At 35.2% G+C, this 19,987-nt stretch carries 19 protein-coding genes and 1 pseudogene; 12 read left to right on the forward strand and 8 right to left on the reverse strand.

Features of this window, described 5'->3' with window-relative positions:
- The first annotated feature begins 212 nt into the window (after window positions 1-212).
- The 3 genes from ACFVRR_RS01040 to ACFVRR_RS01050 all read left to right on the forward strand — a co-directional run bounded on the left by ACFVRR_RS01040 (window position 213) and on the right by ACFVRR_RS01050 (window position 4,497).
- Window positions 213-1,922, forward strand: coding sequence for an NAD-dependent malic enzyme (locus tag ACFVRR_RS01040; protein ID WP_387323768.1), 1,710 nt, complete (start codon window positions 213-215; stop codon window positions 1,920-1,922).
- Window positions 1,923-2,191: 269 nt separating this feature from the next.
- Window positions 2,192-3,793 carry a DcuS/MalK family sensor histidine kinase gene (gene dcuS / locus ACFVRR_RS01045; protein WP_387323771.1) on the forward strand — a complete coding sequence of 534 codons (1,602 nt, stop codon included), beginning with the start codon at window positions 2,192-2,194 and terminating at the stop codon, window positions 3,791-3,793.
- Entirely contained in the window at window positions 3,790-4,497 is a 708-nt protein-coding gene (locus ACFVRR_RS01050) for a response regulator (protein WP_387323773.1), read from the forward strand. The genes dcuS and ACFVRR_RS01050 overlap by 4 nt, the downstream gene beginning before the upstream one ends.
- A 187-nt stretch (window positions 4,498-4,684) precedes the next feature.
- On the opposite strand, the gene ycaC is transcribed toward ACFVRR_RS01050, so the two are convergent.
- Entirely contained in the window at window positions 4,685-5,329 is a 645-nt protein-coding gene (gene ycaC, locus ACFVRR_RS01055; protein WP_097976051.1) for an isochorismate family cysteine hydrolase YcaC, read from the reverse strand.
- A gap of 121 nt (window positions 5,330-5,450) precedes the next feature.
- Window positions 5,451-6,008, reverse strand: a complete 558-nt coding sequence (locus ACFVRR_RS01060) for an NADPH-dependent FMN reductase (protein ID WP_387323777.1) — start codon at window positions 6,006-6,008, stop codon at window positions 5,451-5,453.
- Between the two features lie 277 nt (window positions 6,009-6,285).
- On the opposite strand from ACFVRR_RS01060, the gene ACFVRR_RS01065 reads away from it, so the two are divergent.
- Window positions 6,286-7,122, forward strand: a complete 837-nt coding sequence (locus ACFVRR_RS01065; RefSeq protein WP_387323779.1) for an alpha/beta fold hydrolase — start codon at window positions 6,286-6,288, stop codon at window positions 7,120-7,122.
- Window positions 7,123-7,360: 238 nt separating this feature from the next.
- Here ACFVRR_RS01065 and ACFVRR_RS01070 read toward each other — a convergent pair whose 3' ends face one another.
- Entirely contained in the window at window positions 7,361-8,296 is a 936-nt protein-coding gene (locus ACFVRR_RS01070) for a DMT family transporter (RefSeq protein ID WP_387323781.1), read from the reverse strand.
- Between the two features lie 151 nt (window positions 8,297-8,447).
- The gene (locus tag ACFVRR_RS01075; RefSeq protein WP_335487680.1) at window positions 8,448-9,071 is read right to left on the reverse strand and encodes a nitroreductase family protein; all 624 of its coding nucleotides are present in this window, start codon (window positions 9,069-9,071) and stop codon (window positions 8,448-8,450) included.
- Window positions 9,072-9,206: 135 nt separating this feature from the next.
- On the opposite strand from ACFVRR_RS01075, the gene ACFVRR_RS01080 reads away from it, so the two are divergent.
- Window positions 9,207-10,547 carry an aminotransferase-like domain-containing protein gene (locus tag ACFVRR_RS01080; protein WP_387323783.1) on the forward strand — a complete coding sequence of 447 codons (1,341 nt, stop codon included), beginning with the start codon at window positions 9,207-9,209 and terminating at the stop codon, window positions 10,545-10,547.
- A 50-nt stretch (window positions 10,548-10,597) separates the two neighbouring features.
- On the opposite strand, the gene ACFVRR_RS01085 is transcribed toward ACFVRR_RS01080, so the two are convergent.
- Entirely contained in the window at window positions 10,598-10,903 is a 306-nt protein-coding gene (locus tag ACFVRR_RS01085) for a DUF899 family protein (RefSeq protein WP_387323785.1), read from the reverse strand.
- Between the two features lie 493 nt (window positions 10,904-11,396).
- Here ACFVRR_RS01085 and ACFVRR_RS01090 point away from each other — a divergent pair, with 493 nt between their 5' ends.
- The 5 genes from ACFVRR_RS01090 to ACFVRR_RS01110 all read left to right on the forward strand — a co-directional run bounded on the left by ACFVRR_RS01090 (window position 11,397) and on the right by ACFVRR_RS01110 (window position 14,070).
- A complete protein-coding gene (locus ACFVRR_RS01090; protein ID WP_098231526.1) occupies window positions 11,397-11,720 on the forward strand; it encodes a PadR family transcriptional regulator in 324 nt (107 codons plus the stop codon).
- 1 nt (window position 11,721) lies between these two features.
- On the forward strand, window positions 11,722-12,099 hold the full coding sequence (locus ACFVRR_RS01095) for a DUF1048 domain-containing protein (protein WP_387323787.1): 378 nt from the start codon (window positions 11,722-11,724) through the stop codon (window positions 12,097-12,099).
- A gap of 18 nt (window positions 12,100-12,117) precedes the next feature.
- Window positions 12,118-12,462 carry a DUF1048 domain-containing protein gene (locus ACFVRR_RS01100; protein WP_097976037.1) on the forward strand — a complete coding sequence of 115 codons (345 nt, stop codon included), beginning with the start codon at window positions 12,118-12,120 and terminating at the stop codon, window positions 12,460-12,462.
- Window positions 12,463-12,544: 82 nt separating this feature from the next.
- Entirely contained in the window at window positions 12,545-13,303 is a 759-nt protein-coding gene (locus ACFVRR_RS01105) for an ABC transporter ATP-binding protein (RefSeq protein ID WP_387323789.1), read from the forward strand.
- 2 nt (window positions 13,304-13,305) lie between these two features.
- On the forward strand, window positions 13,306-14,070 hold the full coding sequence (locus ACFVRR_RS01110) for an ABC transporter permease (protein ID WP_387323791.1): 765 nt from the start codon (window positions 13,306-13,308) through the stop codon (window positions 14,068-14,070).
- 234 nt (window positions 14,071-14,304) lie between these two features.
- Here ACFVRR_RS01110 and ACFVRR_RS01115 read toward each other — a convergent pair whose 3' ends face one another.
- Together ACFVRR_RS01115 and ACFVRR_RS01120 are read right to left on the reverse strand one after the other, a co-directional pair.
- Complete coding sequence (locus tag ACFVRR_RS01115; protein WP_387323793.1) at window positions 14,305-14,718, reverse strand: cupin domain-containing protein; 414 nt, start codon at window positions 14,716-14,718, stop codon at window positions 14,305-14,307.
- Between the two features lie 140 nt (window positions 14,719-14,858).
- Window positions 14,859-15,899 (reverse strand): NAD(P)-dependent alcohol dehydrogenase, encoded by a 1,041-nt coding sequence (locus tag ACFVRR_RS01120; protein WP_387323795.1) that lies wholly within the window; start codon window positions 15,897-15,899, stop codon window positions 14,859-14,861.
- A 245-nt stretch (window positions 15,900-16,144) separates the two neighbouring features.
- Here ACFVRR_RS01120 and ACFVRR_RS01125 point away from each other — a divergent pair, with 245 nt between their 5' ends.
- Both ACFVRR_RS01125 and ACFVRR_RS01130 read left to right on the forward strand, forming a co-directional pair.
- On the forward strand, window positions 16,145-16,561 hold the full coding sequence (locus ACFVRR_RS01125; protein ID WP_387323798.1) for a MerR family transcriptional regulator: 417 nt from the start codon (window positions 16,145-16,147) through the stop codon (window positions 16,559-16,561).
- A gap of 88 nt (window positions 16,562-16,649) precedes the next feature.
- Window positions 16,650-17,357 (forward strand): annotated as a pseudogene (locus tag ACFVRR_RS01130) (SDR family NAD(P)-dependent oxidoreductase).
- A gap of 1,580 nt (window positions 17,358-18,937) precedes the next feature.
- Here the strand turns inward: ACFVRR_RS01130 and ACFVRR_RS01135 are convergent.
- Window positions 18,938-19,489 (reverse strand): DUF3231 family protein, encoded by a 552-nt coding sequence (locus ACFVRR_RS01135; protein ID WP_387323800.1) that lies wholly within the window; start codon window positions 19,487-19,489, stop codon window positions 18,938-18,940.
- Window positions 19,490-19,987: the final 498 nt, after the last annotated feature.

The following is a 19,987-nucleotide window of genomic DNA, read 5'->3' on the forward strand; positions in this document are numbered from 1 at the left end:
ATCCACTAAAATCTTGGCCATCATGCTGCTTAAGCTTTTAATGGCAATTTAAAATTGAAACTAAAACAAAGCAGTCAGCGATTTACTTTCTGCTTTTTTTAGTTACAAAAATGGGTTTTTAGTTAAAAAAATAGTGAGATAAGGAAAATTTTATTAAGATGGTTTCGGTATTGTCTAAAATAGCTAATTTAAGATAGAAGGAAGGAAACACCATGAATGTACTTGAGAGTGTACCTGAGAATGTTATTATAACTACAACAAAAGGAAAAGAAGTTCTCTCCAATCCTTTTTTGAATAAAGGAACAGCTTTTACGAAAGAGGAAAGGGAAGACCTTGGACTTGAAGGTTTGTTACCGCCACAAGTAATAACCCTTGATGAACAAGTTAGTAGGGTCTATGAACAATATTCGATGCGGACGACCAATTTGTTCAAAAACGGGCTGCTTTATGATTTATATAACCGTAATGTTGTCTTGTTTTACCGTCTTTTGAAAGAACACCTGGCAGAAATGCTCCCAATCATCTATACGCCAACTGTCGGTGATGCAATCCAGTCATACTCCCATAGATACCGTCGCTCAGATGGCTTATATCTTTCCATTGATAATCCTGAGGGTATTGAAAAGGCATTTTATAATCTTGGAAAACCCAAAAATGGTATTGATTTAATCGTCGTGACTGACTCTGAAAGCATTCTTGGTATTGGGGACCAAGGGATAGGCGGTATTAATATTGCGATTGGTAAACTTGCCGTGTACACGGCTGCAGCTGGTATTGATCCAAACCGTGTTCTACCAATCGTGTTGGATGTTGGTACGAACAATCAAGCTTTGATTGCAGATCCTATGTATATCGGCAACAAATTCGCACGTGTCCGGGGTGATCGTTATGATCAATTCATTGAGTTATTCGTTCAGACTGCAAGAAAGTTCTTTCCAGATGTTCTCATTCACTGGGAGGACCTTGGCAACGTCAATGCTCGAAATATATTGGACAAATATGGTGACAAAATCCTTACATTCAACGATGACATCCAGGGGACAGGTGCCGTTACTCTTGCTGCTATTATGTCCGCTTTGAAAGTAACAGGAGAATCCATGAAGGACCAGCGCATTGTTGTCTTTGGACCAGGGGCAGCCGGCATTGGTAACGCAGACCAAATGGCAGATGCCATGGTTCTAGAAGGATCGACCAGAGAAGAAGCCTTTGATCGTTTCTGGGCTGTAGACTATCGGGGGCTACTAACAGATAACACACCAGATGTTCTGCACTTCCAAAAGCCTTATGCAAGAAAGGTGGATGAAGTTAAGGACTGGGATAAGAATGAGGAAGGGATCATTTCATTAATGGAAGTAGTTCAGAGGGTGAAGCCAACAATCCTGATTGGTACTTCAGGACAAGCCGGCGCATTCACTGAAGAAATTATTAAAGAAATGGCTAAGCACGTTGAGCGTCCTATCATCTTGCCTATGTCCAATCCGACTGCATTGACTGAAGCAGTGCCGGAAAATCTGATTAAGTGGACCGATGGTAAGGCTCTAATTGCAACCGGTAGCCCGTTTGCCAATGTAGAATACAAAGGTGTTTCCTATGAAATTGGACAGTCAAATAACGCATTTGTATTCCCAGGCCTAGGCTTGGGGGCGATTGTTGCAAAAGCTGAAGTGTTCTCAAAAGGAATGTTTACAGCTGCCGCTTATGCGGTTGCAAGTATGTCTGACACCAGTAAACCTGGCGCATCCCTGCTGCCATCCATTGAAAAGCTACATGAAGTCTCAAAATACGTAGCCGTTGAAGTAGCTTATGCCGCTATAAACGAAGGAATTGCAAGAGCAGATATTCAAGATGTTGAAAATGCGATAGAAGATGCTATGTGGAAAGCTGAGTATAAAGTAATTAAGAGTGTAGCTATAGAAGTATAGAAGTCAAAGGGGAAAGCTATTAACGGTTATCCCTAATAATAAAACAGAGACTAAATATTGGATAAAAAATAAAGATGGAGATTTATATTGACTCCATCTTTATTTCTTTACCATAACTTGATTAACCAAATCGTGGTGGGAGAAATTTCACTAATAAGTTGATTTAATATAGAGACTGCAAAGCTCTTCCATAGAGCTTCGCGGTCTCTTAGTATGTAATAGATAAACCTTATTCATACTATCATTAAGCAGATAAACTGGAGGAGATTATGAAAAAGAGCAGATTTAGTTTACAAGCCATCATCATTATTTTTGTAGGCCTTGTTGTCGCTTTGTCACTAGGTATAACCGATTTGCTAATTAGTAAAAGAATTACCTCCAGTGTGGAAGAGACACAGAAAGAAAAGGTACTCAATATTGCAAAAATCGTTTCTCTTAACCCGCAAGTGATTGGGTCTCTTGAGGGGAAAACAAATTCGACAGAAATAGAAGTTTTTGCTAATCAAATAAAAGATTTAACGCATGTTAACTTTATTGTCGTCATGGATATGAAAGGAATACGGCTTTCCCATCCGGATCCAAGTGAAGTTGGAAAGAGATTCAGAGGAGGAGATGAAGGACCGGTGCTTCGAGGGAAAGAATACGTATCTATCTCCAAGGGGATTCTCGGCCCATCCATGAGGGCATTTGCACCAATAATGAATTCAAATGGAAAACAAATCGGCGCTGTTGCGGTAGGGATTTCTTTGGAAAACGTAACGAAGGCTGTACATAAAGGTCGGATGGGGATGATGATAGGGACAATAATTGGAATATTAATCGGGATAACCGGTGCGGTGGGCTTGGCCAGGTTTATCAAAAAAATCCTATTGGGCCTCGAGCCGTTCGCTATTGCTAGGCTGCTTGAAGAGCGGAGTTCCATGCTCCAGTCGGTGCGTGAAGGAATTATAGCCATTGACCAAGAAGGAAAAATTACCCTTGTAAACAGGGCTGCCCAAAAGCTTTTTAATAAAGCCGGCCTAGAAGGGAATCCAAAAGGACTCAAAATAGAAGATTATTTGCCAGAGACCCGCTTAACCCGTATTTTGCAGTCTGGAGAAACAGAGGTTGATCAGGAACAGGATCTGCATGGAGTTACTATTTTGGTAAACAGGGTACCGGTAGTGGTGGGGAATCAAGCGGTTGGAGCAATCGCTACATTCCGTGATAAAACGGAAGTTCAGTTATTGGCCGAACAGCTCACAGGTGTGCGCAATTATGCGGATGCCCTCCGTGCTCATGCCCATGAATTCATGAATAAGATGCATGTTATTCTTGGCCTTGTCCGTACAGAACAATACGATACACTTACGAACTATGTGAGTGAAACAGTTAACCACCGGGAAATGGAAATGGGTTTTGTAACCAAGAATGTCCAGGATCCGGTTCTAGCAGGATTTTTGATTGGCAAGCTAAGCTTTGCAAGAGAGTCAGGTGCATCACTTTCATTTGATTGTTCTAATAAGATTCCCCAGCCTGTGAACCCGGGAATCACCCAAGAACTCATAACGATTATTGGAAACCTTGTCGATAATGCAATGGAAGCGATAGCGAACAGTGCTGTCAAAAAAGTTGACTTAAAGCTTGATTACGCTGAGGATATTTTAACAATCGAGGTTAAGGATACAGGTATGGGAATGACAAAAGCAATACAAAATAAAATATTCGATAAAGGCTTCTCCACAAAAGGAGATAACCGCGGGGTCGGACTCTATCTTTTAGCTCAGGGGATTGAAAGACTAGAAGGGGACCTAATCATTTCTTCTAAGCCGGGAAAGGGAACGAATTTTGCGGTGTACATACCTTATAAAGCAGAGGATGAAAAGGCATGATCAATGTTATGATTGTTGAAGATGACCCTATGGTGGCGGAAATCAATAAACGATACCTTTCTAAGATTGGTGGTTTCCGTTTGACTACAGTAGCCAATTCAGTTGATGATGCTATCCTTTTACTTGGAAAGGGAGAGATACAGCTTATACTTCTGGATATTTTTATGCCAGGCAAACAGGGTTTAGAGCTATTGACGTACCTCCGGAAAAATGAACTTGAAGTTGATGTAATCATTATTTCGGCAGCATCAGATCTAGAGCGAATCAAAAAGGCATTAAGATACGGTGTTGTTGATTATTTAATAAAGCCTTTTGAATTTGAAAGGTTCAATGCTGCTCTTGTCAGCTATCAGCAAAAGACCCGGTTTACCGATAAACTGAAAGCAGTCAGCCAACAAGAGCTCGATAATTATCTTTTACATAGGGATGAAACTGCAATAGTTGAAGAGCTCCCAAAAGGATTGACTAAGGATACTTTAAAGCAAGTATGGGAGGCTGTTCAGGAATTGAAAGAGGTACCGTTTTCCACCGAAGAAGTGGCAAATGTTGTTGGCATTTCAAGGGTTTCAGCGAGAAAGTATCTGAACTTTTTAAAGGATTTAGGAATCCTTGATGTCAAAGTTATATATGGGACCATCGGAAGACCTGTATACCAGCATGAATATAACCAAATTAACGAGTACTTAATAAAAAACTTTCTGTAAGTGTTTATACCGAAAGTTAGTGTATAAGAAATTGATTAAATAGTAAAATAGAAAATGGTAGTGTGGGTGCATATGCCTGCGCTACCATTTTACAAATTAACTATAAGTTTAGCTATATCCTAAACGTCGGATGAGCTTTACTTTCAAATAAAAAAAAAGCGCTGATTAAACCAGCGCTACACTAAATTTATACATTTTGTTTACTCAGATTTCGCTGAGCTGCCATATAGCTTCCAATTATATTTTGATAACCTGGAAGATTACTAGCAAGCAAATTACCAAAACCTTCGACATCATTGCGCCAATCGCGTTGTAATTCGCACGCTACACTAAACCAGTTCAAAAGTTGCACGCCACTATGTGCCATTCGCGTATTCGCCGCATCTGCAACTTGTTTGCTAAAAGTGCCTGAAGCATCAGTAACAGCAAATACTTCATAACCAGCTTTTATTGCGGAAAGTGCTGGGAAAGCAACGCAAACATCCGTAACTACGCCAGCGATAATAAGTTGTTTTTTTCCAGTTTCTTCGATTGCTTTTACAAAATCATCATTATCCCATGCATTAATTTGTCCAGGACGTGCTATTTTTGGCGCGTTAGGAAAAAGATCAACTAATTCTTGCATTAGTGGTCCATTAGGCCCGTTTTCAAAGCTTGTTGTTAAAATAACAGGTAAATCAAAAAACTTAGCAGTGTGAGCAAGCGCCAAAACATTGTTCTTGAATTCATCAACACCATAATCACGAACTAGTCCAGCCATAAGACCAGTTTGATGATCCACTAAAAGGACGACAGCATCATCTTTATTAATACGAGAATAGAGATCAGACATTATGTATTCCTCCTAAAAATTAAGTAATCGAAGAAAGTTTAAACCTGGAATATTATCATAAATTTCTTCGTTTGTACGTCAATCAGTTTCGCAAAAATCAGAAAAAATTGCTCTCCTTCTATTAATCTAAAACAGGAGTTTTATCTATCCAATTGATAAATTGTTGTAAATAACGATGAAGATATCGTTTTGTTCGTTCGTCAGTCAGTACTTTATGATCGGAATCAATCTTTTCATGTACTTGGGAAATCAGCATTTTTTGAAATGGAAGAACATGAGCTTGCATTGTTTCTAGTATTTCTCTGATTTGTATTTGAGCATAGACAGTACCTAATCCTCCAGGAGTTGCACCAATTAATCCAACCGGTTTTCTACTTAGAACAGCGGATTCCCGTGGTCTTGATGCCCAGTCCAATGCATTCTTTAATACGCCTGGAATGCCAGAATTGTACTCTGGACTTACAATAATGATACCGTCAACGTCCTGGATAGCAGATTTAAATGATGTAACTGCTTCCGGAATATTTGTTTCTAAGTCTTCATTGAATAAAGGTAGATCATTAATCTCGATCCAACGGAATTGATGGGAATCAGCCATCTCTGTTAATGATTGAGCAATGATTCGATTATAAGAGTTTTTACGTAAACTACCACAAATAAGACCAATTGTCTTAGTCATACATACCCTCCTTTGTTAAAATCATCCTAATTTTACCATAATATTCCAAAGTTAAAAAAGTGGCTTTATACCTAATGTTCAGACTATTTAAATTGTAAACAAAGATATTAATTGATTTAACGTTTTTGGAATAATTTTACAATTTTAGTAGTTGCGAATATAATAATCTTAAACATTTACTAAAAAAATAGTTTAAATGTTTTAGAGTAAAGAGTTTTTTTGATCAGAGAAGCAAGAATATAGGTTTAATAATGAAAATTCATGGGAGGAAATTTAGATGGCAAAATTTACTGTAGGTAATGAAAATCATGCTCCAATTGAACTTTATTATGAGGACCATGGTTCAGGGAAACCCGTAGTCTTAATACATGGTTGGCCCTTAAGTGGACGTTCTTGGGAATATCAGGTGCCAGCTCTTATTGAAGCAGGTTACAGAGTCATAACATATGATCGTCGAGGCTTTGGAAAATCATCTCAGCCGTGGGAGGGATATGAATATGATATATTTGCTTCTGATTTACATAAACTGTTAGAACATTTAGATCTTCAAAATGTCACACTTGTTGGTTTTTCTATGGGTGGAGGCGAGGTAGCTCGATATATTAGTACGTATGGAACAGATCGTATTGAGAAGGCTGTTTTTGCTGGTGCAGTTCCTCCTTATTTATACAAATCAGAGGATCATCCTGAAGGTGCATTGGATGATGCAACAATTGAAGAATTCAAAAGTGGCGTGCTTAATGACCGCATTGCATTTCTTGACAAATTTACGAAAGGATTTTTTGCGGCGGGTAATCAAACAGATTTAGTTAGTGAGCCATTCCGATTATATAATCGAGATATTGCAGCTAGTGCCTCACCTAAGGGAACGCTAGATTGCATAACGGCCTTTAGTAAGACAGATTTTAGAAAGGACTTGGAAAAGTTCGATATACCTACTCTTATTATTCACGGTGACTCTGATGCAACTGTACCTTTTGAGTTAAGTGGAAAACGTACATATGAAGCCATTCCTGGTAGTAAGCTCGCTCTAATTAAGGGTGGTCCGCATGGGTTAAACGCAACTCATACAAAAGAATTTAATGAAGCTTTACTAACATTTATAAAAGACTAATTAATCTAGTTTTTATATAAACGAAAACAAGCAGGTCCTCGATTATTAAGGACCTGTTTATTTTCACGTATAAACTAAATATTAATTATTAAATCATTTATTTATTTCACGTTACTCTATCTAAAACATTACTTGAAAGAGAAAAAGCTATTATGTTTTTTAATATAAAGATTTAGTATCTTAGTTAGCAACTTGAACTTCATCTAAATTGTTATCAAAATTTTTATGAATAATAAACTTACATATTTATTTTACGAATATGCTTATCTAGGATTACTTTCTTATTAAAGTAATTTACAGCAACAACACCAAAGATAATAAGAAAACTACCAATTATATGATAATAATGGAATGACTCTTTGAGATACAGAATACCAACTAAAATTGTAATAAGTGTAGATAGATTTTGAAATACACTTATCTGAAAAGTCGGTAATTTTGATAAAGCATAATTTGAAAGAAAGGATGTACCTAAAGAAGAAAAAATCCCTAAATATAAAATAGCAATGATAAAATCATTGTGTTTAAGAGGCTGGATAAATTGTTGAATTGTTCCATTCCTTAAATGCAAAAATAGAGTAATTCCGTTAAATACAATAAACCCAATAAGAGTAATGAAATATGTGATCGTAAATAATGAATATTGTTGAAGGAGTTTTTTTGTTAAAACATTATATATTGAGTTTGCTAGCGCTGATAATAAGATTAAGATACTACCTACGATACTAGTATTAATGTTCTTAACTCCATTCATATACATAATATACATGACCCCAAGAACAGAAATGAATATCGCAATTTTTTGTACAATTGTTGATGATTCATTTAATAGTAAGCTAGCTAGTAGCAAAGTAAATATTGGAACTGTAGCCTGTATAACACCTGCTTCAGAGGAGGTTGTATGCATTAGTCCAAAAATTTGCAATGAGAAAAATAGTACTGGATAAAATGTGGCAAGAAATGAAATTTTAAATAAATCACCTCTCTTAATCCTAATACTTTCTTTTTTACAGATTAAAATGATCGTGGCAGCAAGCCAGGCAATTGTAAAACGATGTGCTAAGGTATCAAGTGGTGATGCTATTGTTAACGTTTGTTTTACAAAAAGAAATGATAACCCAATGATTAATGAACAAATAGTAATTGCTATATAAGCTTTTCTTTTATCAGTCATAATGTTTTCCCCCTATTAATCAGAACTGTTAATGCTAATATTATGTAAAAAAGTAATTCTTATCGAGGTAAATAATTTGTATCTGTATCGGTACAGGAGGATTCAACCATATTGTTGAAAGGAGCAGGTTTAAAAAGCCTGCTCCTTGTGATTAATGAAAAGTAATAATCTTATCTAATTCAAAACGATGATGTTCATAACCGTCTGAGTCAGCGCGACCAAATGGTACCATAGCAGCAAAAGCTACATGCTCGGGTAGACCTAACAGTTCTTTAACCTTCGCTTGATCAAAACCTAACATTGGCACGCTAGAATAACCAAGTCCTTGAATTGCTAGTAAAAGAAAACCGAGTGCAATATTTGCCTGTGTTAGACCCCATGCTATTTTTTCTCCTTTACTCATCTTTTCAAAAACTGATGAAAGATTAGCTATTTCAATTTGCTTTCGATCTTCAGAAATACCAGGATGGATTGTTTCCGATAAACGGCTAATTGAATTCTCCATATCAACTGAAATAATTACAACTGCTGGAGCAGAGGTTACTTGTCTCTGACCATAAGCTGCTTCTTGAAGTTTTTCCTTTAGTTGAATATCCTTGATAATATGAAAATGCCATGGTTGAATATTCCATGCACTCGGTGTTAATCTAACAAGTTTAAAAATTTCTTGGATTTCTTCGTCTTGAATTGTTTCTTGAATGAATTTTCGAATGCTACGACGTGATTCGATTGAATCTTTCAATGAAAGAGTTTGCTTTGTTTTTTGTTCTGGCAAAATACATCTCTCCCTATACTAAATTTTGAACCGGCCGATACTTATATTTTATGTGCTTTTTAAAATGTAACGTTTAAAAATTTAACATCTGTACCGATACAGGGAAAATATAGGATTATTTAAAGGAGTTATAAAATGCTCAAATATGAATATGTATATCAATCTTTACTTACTCAAATTCAATCTGGAGAGTTAAAAGCGGGATCAAAGATTCCATCAATACGAAATTTAGCGAATCAATTTGCTTGTAGTAATAGTAGTATCCTTACTGCACTTGAGAAATTAGAAAATCAACACCTTATTTATGCAAGACCCAAAAGTGGTTTTTATGTAGTTGAGCATAAGATGTTTATACAGCCATTTAAAACGAGTAAAATTGATTTTGCGACTTCAGCTCCTAATTGGCATTCGTTTCCGTATCAAGATTTTCAACATTGTTTAAATAAAGCAATTGATACGTTTCAGGCTGACTTATTTCGATACGGTACCAATAAGGGCTTACCATCGTTAATAAATGAGGTTGAAAAATTATTAAAATCATATCAAGTATTTACGCAAAAAAAACAAATATTTATTACTTCAGGCGTTCAGCAAGCTCTTTTTTTACTGAGTACTATGCCTTTTTCAAATAATAAAACTAAGATTTTAATAGAGCAGCCAAGCTATCATTTATACATTGACTTAGTAAAATTATATAAATTACCTGTAATAGGGATAAAGCGAACAATAGAGGGGATTAATTTACAAGAACTCGAAAAAATTTTCCGTGAGGGTGATATAAAATTTTTTTATACTATGCCAAGATTTCAAAACCCATTAGGTACTTCCTATAATAAAAAAGAAAAATTAGAAATCTTAAAATTAGCTTATAAATACAATGTTTATATTGTAGAGGATGATTATTTAGCAGATTTTGAATATATGAATAAAAATGATCCACTGTTTGCAAATGATCTGCATGGCCGTGTTATTTACTTGAAAAGTTTTTCGAAAATAATGTTCCCAGGTTTACGTATTGGTATAGCAGTTTTACCTGATTCGTTAATAGAAACTTTTCAGCAATATAAAACAGTAAATGATATCGATAGTTCAATGATTTCACAAGCAGCTATAGAGCTGTATCTAAAAAGTGGTATGTTTGAACACTATCAAAAACAAGTTAGAGATAAATATCTAGCTCGTGCTCAAATACTTCAAACGTCTTTAAAAACTCATCTAATAAATTTCAAGTACGCAACCGACCTCGTAATGCACAGTCATATTGTATTGCCCAAACAAGTTGATATGACTGCATTAATTAAACAATTAAATGAACAAAATATTCAGGTGAAATCTATTAAGCAAAACTATTTAGATAACTTTTTTCAAGAAAAATTATTAAAAATCAATGTTTCCAATTGTGAACCTACAGATATTGAAAAAGGAATAAGACAAATTGCTAATTCATTAAATAACACTAACAATTACTATGTATGAACAATGATACGTATCGGTAAAGTAACCTATTAAATTACCAAAAGCACCAACTAGTAGACTCTACCCTTATAGTAGATGATATAAAAATAGTCCTGAGAATCTAAATGATTCGAAGGACTATTTGGACTGAACATGAAATGGTAAACGATCAACTGACTTCTTTCATTAAATAGATCTGCTAATGATACCTTACCGTTCGGACCGTCAAATATGTAAGACTTGCTAACGGCTTCCCATGGTAAATCTCGTCTCTGCTGTGTAAGTTTATCCCTTAACTTTGTGAAGTCTTTTTCTTTCTGTAAGAGTTTTTTCCTTGCTTCAATCCATTCTTTTCTATGCGGCACTTTATGTTCCATAACAACACCTCTTCAAACTTGATTTACCCATCTATTCTTTCCGAAAAATCCTTGCATATTCTTTTGCTTGTACATATAAAATTTACTCAAAAACCTTCGTTTCCAGGATAAAACAAAGCATTTAAAATTTTTTTGTTAACAACTTGATTACAAAGCTACTTAGTGATACTATGTAATGGTACTAAGTAATACTGAATATCTGTAATACTAAATAGTTGAAAATTTTATAAATTTTTTTATAAAATGGTTCACATTTTCTCTACTTAGTAATACAATATACTATTACTAAGTAACACTGAATATCAGTAACGCTAAATAGAGTTCATCTAAAAATTATCATATGATAACCTTGAACTATAGGCTATAGATATTTTTTTTAACTGGTACTAAGTGACACTGAATATCTGTATTACTAATTAGCTTGAAAAACGGTTTTATCTATTCAATTTAGACCGAAAACTAATTTAACCAACGAATAGAGGAGGTGTAAGTCATGGAAAATTTAACAGAGATGCTCAAAGGTTCGTTAGAAGGTTGTGTACTTGAAATCATCAGTCGAGGTGATACTTACGGCTACGAGATTACTCGACTACTTAATGATTTAGGTTTTACAGAGGTTGTCGAAGGTACAGTCTATACGATTCTGATCAGGCTCGAAAAGAAGGAATTAGTAAATATCGAGAAAAAACGTTCTGAAATGGGCCCACCTCGTAAGTTTTATTCATTAACGGAAGCTGGGCATGAGGAATTACAGCAATTTTGGAAAAAATGGGATTTTGTTTCATCGAAAATAAATAGCTTAAAAGGGGAGAAGTAATATGAAGAAATTTATAGAGCTAATCATTGGCGATTTAGAAAGCAAGAAGGAATATAAAGCATTTATGAAAAAAGTAAATGCCCTTCCGAAAGATTACGCATTTGTGTTCAAAAAGATTCAAAAATACATGTGGAATTTCGGATATGGATTTGGTGAGGAAATCATCAATTTGTATGAATTGTTTGAAGAAAGTTCAGCAGAAGGTAAGCATGTGCTAGATGTTACGGGTGAAGACGTGGCGGCATTTGCTGACGAATTGATGGCTCTCTCAAAACTAGATGGAGAATCGGCAAGTATATTAGGAAAGCAAGTAGATTTGAAAAAAGATATTGAGAGTAGAGTAGAACAACAAGTAAAAATATGGACGAATAAAAAATAAATTAGGGGGCTAAAGATCATGATAAATTTTATCAAAAAGATACTTGATGACAAAAAAGAGTACAAAGAAATGATGGCGCGTGTGGAAGCTTTGCCTGGAAACTACTCAGAAGCCTACAAAACAATCTGCAATTATATGTGGAGTTTCGCCTCTGGAAGTGGCATGGATATGCTGAGAATCCAATATGATCTCATTGATTTGTTTGAAGCTGGTGCGGCAGATGGTAAAGACGTATTGGAAGTAACGGGAGAAGACTTGACAGCATTTGCTAATGGACTTACCGATCAAGCGAAAAGATGGGATGATAAGTTACGCAATAATTTGAACAAAAGCATTCTAGATCGTGTGGGTAAGAAAAAATAAGCTTGATATATACAAAAATAGTTGAAGGCGCAAGGACGCAGTGAAACGCGCCTTCAACTTCATATATGGGAGGGAAATAATTATGAGCAATATAGCAATTTCAGTGAAAGGGCTAAAAAAATCCTTCAAGGAAATTGAAGTTCTCAAAGGTGTAGATTTTGATGTAGAAAAAGGCACTGTCTTCGCTTTACTAGGGTCTAATGGTGCCGGTAAAACAACTATCATTAAAATTTTGACTACATTATTACAAGCGGATAAAGGGGAAATTGAAGTTTGTAATGCCAACCTTCAAACAAACCCACAACAAGTACGTGAAAAAATTAGTCTAACGGGACAAAACGTTGCAGTAGATGATATTTTGACAGGACGTGAAAATCTCGATCTAGTAGCAAAACTTCGCCACTTACCTAATCGGAAAGAAGCTGTGGAAGAAAGTCTACGACGTTTTGATTTAGTTGAAGCTGGTAATCGTGCTCTTGCTACTTATTCAGGCGGTATGAAACGACGCTTGGATTTAGCAATGACAGTACTTGGGTCTCCTGAACTTGTTTTTCTTGATGAGCCTTCTGTTGGACTTGACCCTGAAGCACGGTTAGCTTTGTGGGAAGTGATTCGTGATATGGCGAATGCTGGTATTACCGTTTTTCTCACTACCCAGTATTTAGAAGAAGCCGAACAACTAGCTGATCGCATTGCGATTTTACATGAAGGAAAGATTCTTGTTCAAGGAACATTAGATGAATTAAAAGCAATTCTTCCACCTAAAAAAGTGGAATACGTGGAAAAACAACCGAACCTTGAGGAAATTTTCCTCGCTGTTACCGGAAAGAAAGGAGAATAGTAATGAGTGGAAACCATTTTTTCAGCGATACCATTACAATGAGTACTCGGGTGATGAAGCATTCACTTCGAAGTATTGACACAATTATCACAACGATTCTTATGCCGATTATGCTTATGCTTGCTTTTGTCTATATTTTCGGTAGTGCAATGACAATGGATAAAGTAGATTATGTGAATTTTATCGTACCAGGTGTGTTGCTTATGTGTATTGGAATGGGGATTTCCTATACAGCAGTTCGAGTGAATACAGACATGACTAGAGGGATCTTTGATCGATTCCATTCCATGCCAATCGCCAAATCATCGATATTGGGAGGGCATGTCATCTCAACTTTACTATTAAACATATTATCAGTTGCTGCAGTGATTCTCATTTCATTTATCATGGGATTCCGTCCTCACGCTAATTTTGTGGAATGGTTATTAGCAGCTGGTATGATCCTGCTTACGGTATTTTCTTTCACTTGGATTGCAGTAGCATGCGGGCTAATGTCAAAATCGTATGAAGGTGCGAGCGTGTTCTCATATCTGCTAATGGGCTTAATGTTTGTAAGTTCTGCTTTTGTTCCAACAAATAATATGGGTAGCAAACTTCGAGCTTTTGCCGAAAATCAGCCAATGACACCAATTGCCGAAAGTGTACGTTCCCTTTTAGCTGGGCAGCCGGACTTTGGTGCGATTGTAACAGCATTAATATGGTTAGTGGCAATTGGTATTTTGTTTTATGTAATTTCGATGAAGGTATATAAAAAACGCATGAAATAAAATGACGAAGTACAGGGTGGGGAATACTTTCAGTCTGTACTTTTTTCTTGGTATATATTTCCAAAGATTTTAAATAAAAAAAGAGAAACCGTAGTCCCTCTTTTGGAAAGGTAATATTTGGTAAGAAAATGCATATTACAATATATTAAAATTGAAGAAAAAGTATTTAGACGATAGACTATTTTTAAAAATCCTTTTGTAATACAGGGGTTTTTTTGCGCTAGTTTATAAAATTTATTTGGTTAAATTTTCATACTCTTCGTCTGAAACAGATTCCAACCACTTTGGTGTACCTGCAGTTATGGCAATATGTTCAAACCAACTATCCTTTGCAGCACCATGCCAGTGTTTCACACCATCGTGAGTAACAATCACATCACCAGCCTTTAAGAATTGAGCGGGTTTACCTTCTTCTTGGTACCAACCCTCTCCGCCGGTTACTAATAAAATTTGAAATCCATCATGATGGATATGCCAATTATTTCTACAACCAGGTTCAAAGGTCACGTTCCCAACACCAACATTCACTTTAGGATCGGCAATTAAGGTTTTAAGATAACTTTGTCCTACAAAAAATTGTGCGTAAGCTTCATTTTTATCGCCAACAGGGAATATGACACCATTCTTAACTTCTTCATGTTTTATCATTATTACTTCCTCCTATAATTTATATTTTTAACCGTTAAACAGTTAGTCGTGATTATAAGACAGTTTTACTTAGGCATTTCATATTAAAAAAGATGCCATAAAAGCAATGATTTTAGGACATCTCGAGAAAAAATTAAAACTTACATAGTGCTAGTGTCGATAACAAATCGATACTTCACATCAGAAGCTAGAACTCGCTTGTATGCTTCGTCAATTTGATCAGCAGAAATAACTTCTATATTAGGAACTATATTATGTTCTCCACAGAAGTTTAACATCTCCTGAGTTTCACGAATTCCTCCAATCATTGAACCTGCAAATGAGCGACGATGTCCTATAAGTGAAAAAACACTTAGTGACAACGGCTCTGCTGGAGCACCGACATTTACTAACGTACCATCAAGAGTTAATAATCTTAAATAGGCATCCAAATTAATCTTTGCACTTACAGTGTTAATAACTAAGTCGAAAGTTCCTGCAAGCTTTTCAAATGTTCCTGCATCGTTTGTAGCATAGTAGTGGCTTGCTCCAAATTGTAAGCCATCTTCTTTTTTGTTCAATGTTTGTGATAGAACGGTTACTTCTGCACCCATTGCATTTGCAATTTTTACAGCCATATGACCAAGACCGCCCATACCAATTACAGCTATCTTTTTACCTGGTCCTGCTCCCCAATGGTTTAATGGTGAATATGTAGTAATACCAGCACAAAGTAATGGTGCAGCAGCACCTAGTTCAATGTTATCAGGAATTCTAACTACGAAATCCTCCGTTACTACAATGTGGGTTGAATAACCACCCTGAGTTGGCTCGCCGTATTTGTCAACACCAGCATAAGTGGGAGTATTTCCTTTGAGACAATATTGTTCTTCTCCTTTACGACAGTTTTCACAATGGCCACATGAGTCTACCATACAGCCTACTCCAACTCTGTCACCAACCTTGTATTTTGTTACTTCTGCACCTACATCTGTAACTATTCCAGCAATCTCATGTCCTGGTACTAGTGGGTAGTGCACATGACCCCATTCTCCATGTGCAGTATGAATGTCAGAATGGCATATTCCAGCATATTTAATTTCAATTAGAACATCATTTAAATCAAGATCACGTCGTTTGATTTCAGCAACTCGAAAGGATTTGTCAGGACCATCTACAGCTCTTGCTTTTGCAGTTATCATAATAAAACCTCCATAAAATTATTTTTCAAGAAAACAAATTAAACATTCGATGTGAATAATTCAATTCTCTTTCACCACAATGATATTCCCTCGAGTTAACTCTAGGTCAAGTGATTAAATTAAATTTTTATAAATGAAGAACTTTTGTGTACTTAAAAATGACATCAAAAAAATAACGTGATAAAATCCATTCATAATAATAGAGTTAACTCGAGGTCTAGATCTAAATGAAAGGAAGATTAATATTGAAGACATATTCAATCGGCGAAGTAGCAAAGGAATTGAATCTTACAGTATATGCTTTGAGATATTACGATAAAGAAGGCTTAATGCCATTTGTAGAACGGACAACTAGTGGAATACGCGTGTTTAAAGAATCCGATATAGAAGCTTTAAAAATAATAGAATGTTTGAAAGCGACTGGAATGCCTATTAAGGAAATTAAAAATTTCATTGAATGGTGTTCTGATGGGGACTCCACATTACAACAAAGATATGACATGTTTTTGGAAAGAAAAGCTAGTGTAGAAGCACAGATGGAAGAATTAAAAAGAACAATGGAAATAATCCAGCATAAATGTTCATATTACAAGACTGCTTTGGAAGCAGGAACAGAAGATATTTTTAAAAGTAAAAAAATAGGAAATTTCGTTACTAAGTAATAAATGCCATCAAAAGTGATATGTGTATTTGTGAATCTTGGTGTTCATTTATTTTGTTATACAGCTTAACTATAAAGGGAGGATCAATATGTTACACGAAAAAAGAATTGCACTTGTAACTGGCGGAAATCGAGGAATTGGATATGAGCTAGTCCAACAATTGGCTTTGAATGGTTTTGAGGTGATTTTAACAAGCCGTGATCCTAAAAAGGGGGAAAAAATAGCTCAGAAATTTAATGATTTCAATCTAGACGTTTCCTTTATAGAGATGAATATAAACAATCAAGAAAGTATCAATAACGCCGCCACTATACTTAATTAGAAGTTTGGAAGAATAGATGTATTGATTAATAATGCTGGCGTAATTTTTCATGAAGATAAAGACTTATTAAAGATGGAACCTACAATTCTCGAGAAAACGATGACAACCAACTTTTTCGGGGCATACCATGTGATTCGTACCTTTATTCCTATTATGGAGAAACAAGGTTATGGAAGAATTATTAATGTTTCTTCAGAATATGGAGCGATGAGTGAAATGGCATATCCAGAAGTAGGAGCTTATAAGCTATCGAAACTTCCCCTAAATGGATTGACTAGATTGTTAGCTGCAGAAATCAAAGGAGACATTAAAATAAATGCCGTCGATCCGGGATGGGTAAGTACTGATATGGGTGAACCATCTGCCCCAAGAACTCCTGAGCAAGCTGCCAAGTCTATTATTTGGTTAGCGACAATTGGAAATGATGGACCTAATGGAGAATTTTTTAGAGATGGAGAAAGAATTGATTGGTAACTATTAATCTTTGTGATTGAAACATATTGAAAAAGAAGTGCATTATTCTATATTGTGAAAATGCACTTTTTTCAACATCTAGCTTGTAAGCAGTTAATATTTTCTTTTGTTGGTAAACCAAATGAACGAGATTTTCCAGAGACAGCATTTACTTTTTATTATTTAAAAAAAGTATCAGTAATATTATATTAATAAAGATTATAAAAACTAAATAAAACAAATTTTGTACTAAATATTTTATATTATAAAAAGCTTGTCCCATATCATCTTTACCAAATGGGTAGGTCGATTCTAATATACTAGGAATCTTTAAACTTCCAATAAGTATAATCAACATTAAAAATAAATATAAGTAGTTTTTTTTCATTTTTAATAACCTCAATAATTATTTATAAGTATACGTTTTTTTATATTCCACTCCATTAGCCTTTTTAGCCGTACCTGTGCCTTCCAAATTCCAATAAATTGAATACCAAGGCATTTTATGAACATCGAATTTTTTAGTTTTGTAGACGGGGTATGCTTTTAATGCCAATTTAGCAACTTTTTTACCATTTACTGTACTAGGTACTTTCACTGAACCGGAAATTAAAACAGAGGTACTTTTGGTAACATCCCATCCTATTGAAGCAGTTAATGCTGAATTACTAGCACCATAGCTAGAACTGATTGTAGTAGCTACACTTTTAGTTTGTGAGATTCCAATCGTTATGCCTGGCTCACCGATTGCAGTGACAATAGCACTGGATATCGATTATAGCTTTCTGCTCACTATTAGTCATAGAATCATCTACTACTAACACATTTTCTTCCTCATTGTAATCTTTAAAAATACCATTATTATTAAAACTTTCCTCATTTGCAAATACTGGTTTTACAAAATTAAAAAACTAATAGTAGTACCAAAAATGAGTAAAAATATTTTTTCACATCTTTTCTCCTTTTTCGATTATTAAAATTTTACTAAAATTTAATTAAATTTTAACAAAATAATATATTAAAAAATAAAAAAAGTGTGACAATATCTCGAATCTTACAGGCGATAAAAAATATGATAACTATATTACACTTTTTTACTACTCTAGTACGTAAATAAATAAAACAGATTATAAAAAATCCTAGAGGTTTTAGAGACAAGACCTAACGGAGAATTTTTTAGAGATGGAGAAAGTATTGATTGGTAATTACCTTTCTTAGCGATTGAAAAATATTGAAAAAATGTGTAGGTGCTGATATGAGTGTGGACCATCTATATCAAGCAAGTCCTAGGCAAGCTGTGCACTCTATCCTTTGACTAGAAAATATGACTTCATTCATAATATAACAACCAAATTGCAATAAGATTGAACCAATAAACTAAAAAAGTCCACCTAATTTTATAGGTGGACACAGTGTGTAGACAAAGTACAAAAAACTTGAGTTTCAGACTGATTGCAAGCGTTTTTCTTTCGAGGCGCGAAGCATGGTGAGGAGAGGAGTTACCCTAGACGGTAATGAGCACCGCAGACAGGCGAAGCAACGAAGAAAGCAAGCGTTTGTCAACAGTCTGAGTCCACCTAATTTTATAGGTGGACAATTTTTTAATGTTGTTGTTGTTTTGTTTCAAAGTGAAGTGGTGGTGGAACTAACCAACCTTTTGTTTTCATTATTTGCAGTAGTGCAGCACCATCTTTCGCTTTTTTAGCACCGAAACTAGCAAACATAGTACCAATATCTTCGCGAATTGATTGGCTCATTAATGATGCATCAGCTGTAACTCCAGCTGCTATTGCAGCAGCAACCATGTAAGCGATTTGAGCATCTTGAAATCTAGCTCCAGCTGGAATTTGTTCCAAATCTGCTTCTGGTCGTTCTGATGGAGTAGGAGGGACTGCAATATCATTATGTAAAAGTACTTCTTCAATTTCTTTAATTGCAGGTTTCATTGAACTTTCAATTACTTGTTTTAAAAATGCTTTTAACTCTTCATCACCAGTATGGTTAATATAAACTTGGTAAGTATCTACGCCAGCTTTAGTAGTTGATAGGTTAGTCCATAGACCGTAAACTTCTCCATAATGTAAAGGTTCATTTTGTGGATTTCCACTTAATACTCCCATTATTAACTTACTTCCTTTCTCAAATAAATTCATACTAATCTCCTTATAAAGAGGTAGGTACAAAAATTATTATTGAACCATTTGAGTATTTTATACTATTTATTTAAATGAGCTAATAGGCGTTTACTTAGGAAGCTATACATTGTGTTACTTATTTAACAGCTAAATGGATAGGTTCGCAGAGCTGGACACAATTTTCATTTTCCGGTGGTGCATTTGTTATGTATAAACGATTCAACAAAAAGAGCTCGGTCCCTATATTAGTTCTCCAGAAGGAAGAATTCATTTCGGAGGAGCTCACTCATCATCTTTTCCTGGATGGATCCAAGGAGGAATTGAATTGAAGCAGGAGTCAATACTGCTAATGAAATTAATAATTTATAAGTAATGTAACTAACCCAACGATTTGTTGGTTTTTTTGTTTTAGTAAGATAGGATTTGTGAGTAAGTAAAAAAGCAGAAAACCGAAATGTGGTAACTCATAAAGAGTAAATGCTAAGGAAAAAAGCAAGATCCTTAAATTAACTCATA

This window comes from Gottfriedia sp. NPDC057948 (assembly GCF_042887255.1).
Classification (GTDB): domain Bacteria; phylum Bacillota; class Bacilli; order Bacillales; family Bacillaceae_G; genus Gottfriedia.

What these genes read in the sequence shown, in the direction of transcription:
- ACFVRR_RS01040 (WP_387323768.1), top strand. Translation starts at nt 213, where the DNA reads ATGAATGTACTTGAGAGTGTACCTGAGAATGTTATTATAACTACAACA.
- dcuS (WP_387323771.1), top strand. Translation starts at nt 2,192, where the DNA reads ATGAAAAAGAGCAGATTTAGTTTACAAGCCATCATCATTATTTTTGTA.
- ACFVRR_RS01050 (WP_387323773.1), top strand. Translation starts at nt 3,790, where the DNA reads ATGATCAATGTTATGATTGTTGAAGATGACCCTATGGTGGCGGAAATC.
- ycaC (WP_097976051.1), bottom strand. Translation starts at nt 5,329, where the DNA reads ATGTCTGATCTCTATTCTCGTATTAATAAAGATGATGCTGTCGTCCTT.
- ACFVRR_RS01060 (WP_387323777.1), bottom strand. Translation starts at nt 6,008, where the DNA reads ATGACTAAGACAATTGGTCTTATTTGTGGTAGTTTACGTAAAAACTCT.
- ACFVRR_RS01065 (WP_387323779.1), top strand. Translation starts at nt 6,286, where the DNA reads ATGGCAAAATTTACTGTAGGTAATGAAAATCATGCTCCAATTGAACTT.
- ACFVRR_RS01070 (WP_387323781.1), bottom strand. Translation starts at nt 8,296, where the DNA reads ATGACTGATAAAAGAAAAGCTTATATAGCAATTACTATTTGTTCATTA.
- ACFVRR_RS01080 (WP_387323783.1), top strand. Translation starts at nt 9,207, where the DNA reads ATGCTCAAATATGAATATGTATATCAATCTTTACTTACTCAAATTCAA.
- ACFVRR_RS01085 (WP_387323785.1), bottom strand. Translation starts at nt 10,903, where the DNA reads ATGGAACATAAAGTGCCGCATAGAAAAGAATGGATTGAAGCAAGGAAA.
- ACFVRR_RS01090 (WP_098231526.1), top strand. Translation starts at nt 11,397, where the DNA reads ATGGAAAATTTAACAGAGATGCTCAAAGGTTCGTTAGAAGGTTGTGTA.
- ACFVRR_RS01095 (WP_387323787.1), top strand. Translation starts at nt 11,722, where the DNA reads ATGAAGAAATTTATAGAGCTAATCATTGGCGATTTAGAAAGCAAGAAG.
- ACFVRR_RS01100 (WP_097976037.1), top strand. Translation starts at nt 12,118, where the DNA reads ATGATAAATTTTATCAAAAAGATACTTGATGACAAAAAAGAGTACAAA.
- ACFVRR_RS01105 (WP_387323789.1), top strand. Translation starts at nt 12,545, where the DNA reads ATGAGCAATATAGCAATTTCAGTGAAAGGGCTAAAAAAATCCTTCAAG.
- ACFVRR_RS01110 (WP_387323791.1), top strand. Translation starts at nt 13,306, where the DNA reads ATGAGTGGAAACCATTTTTTCAGCGATACCATTACAATGAGTACTCGG.
- ACFVRR_RS01115 (WP_387323793.1), bottom strand. Translation starts at nt 14,718, where the DNA reads ATGATAAAACATGAAGAAGTTAAGAATGGTGTCATATTCCCTGTTGGC.
- ACFVRR_RS01120 (WP_387323795.1), bottom strand. Translation starts at nt 15,899, where the DNA reads ATGATAACTGCAAAAGCAAGAGCTGTAGATGGTCCTGACAAATCCTTT.
- ACFVRR_RS01135 (WP_387323800.1), bottom strand. Translation starts at nt 19,489, where the DNA reads ATGAATTTATTTGAGAAAGGAAGTAAGTTAATAATGGGAGTATTAAGT.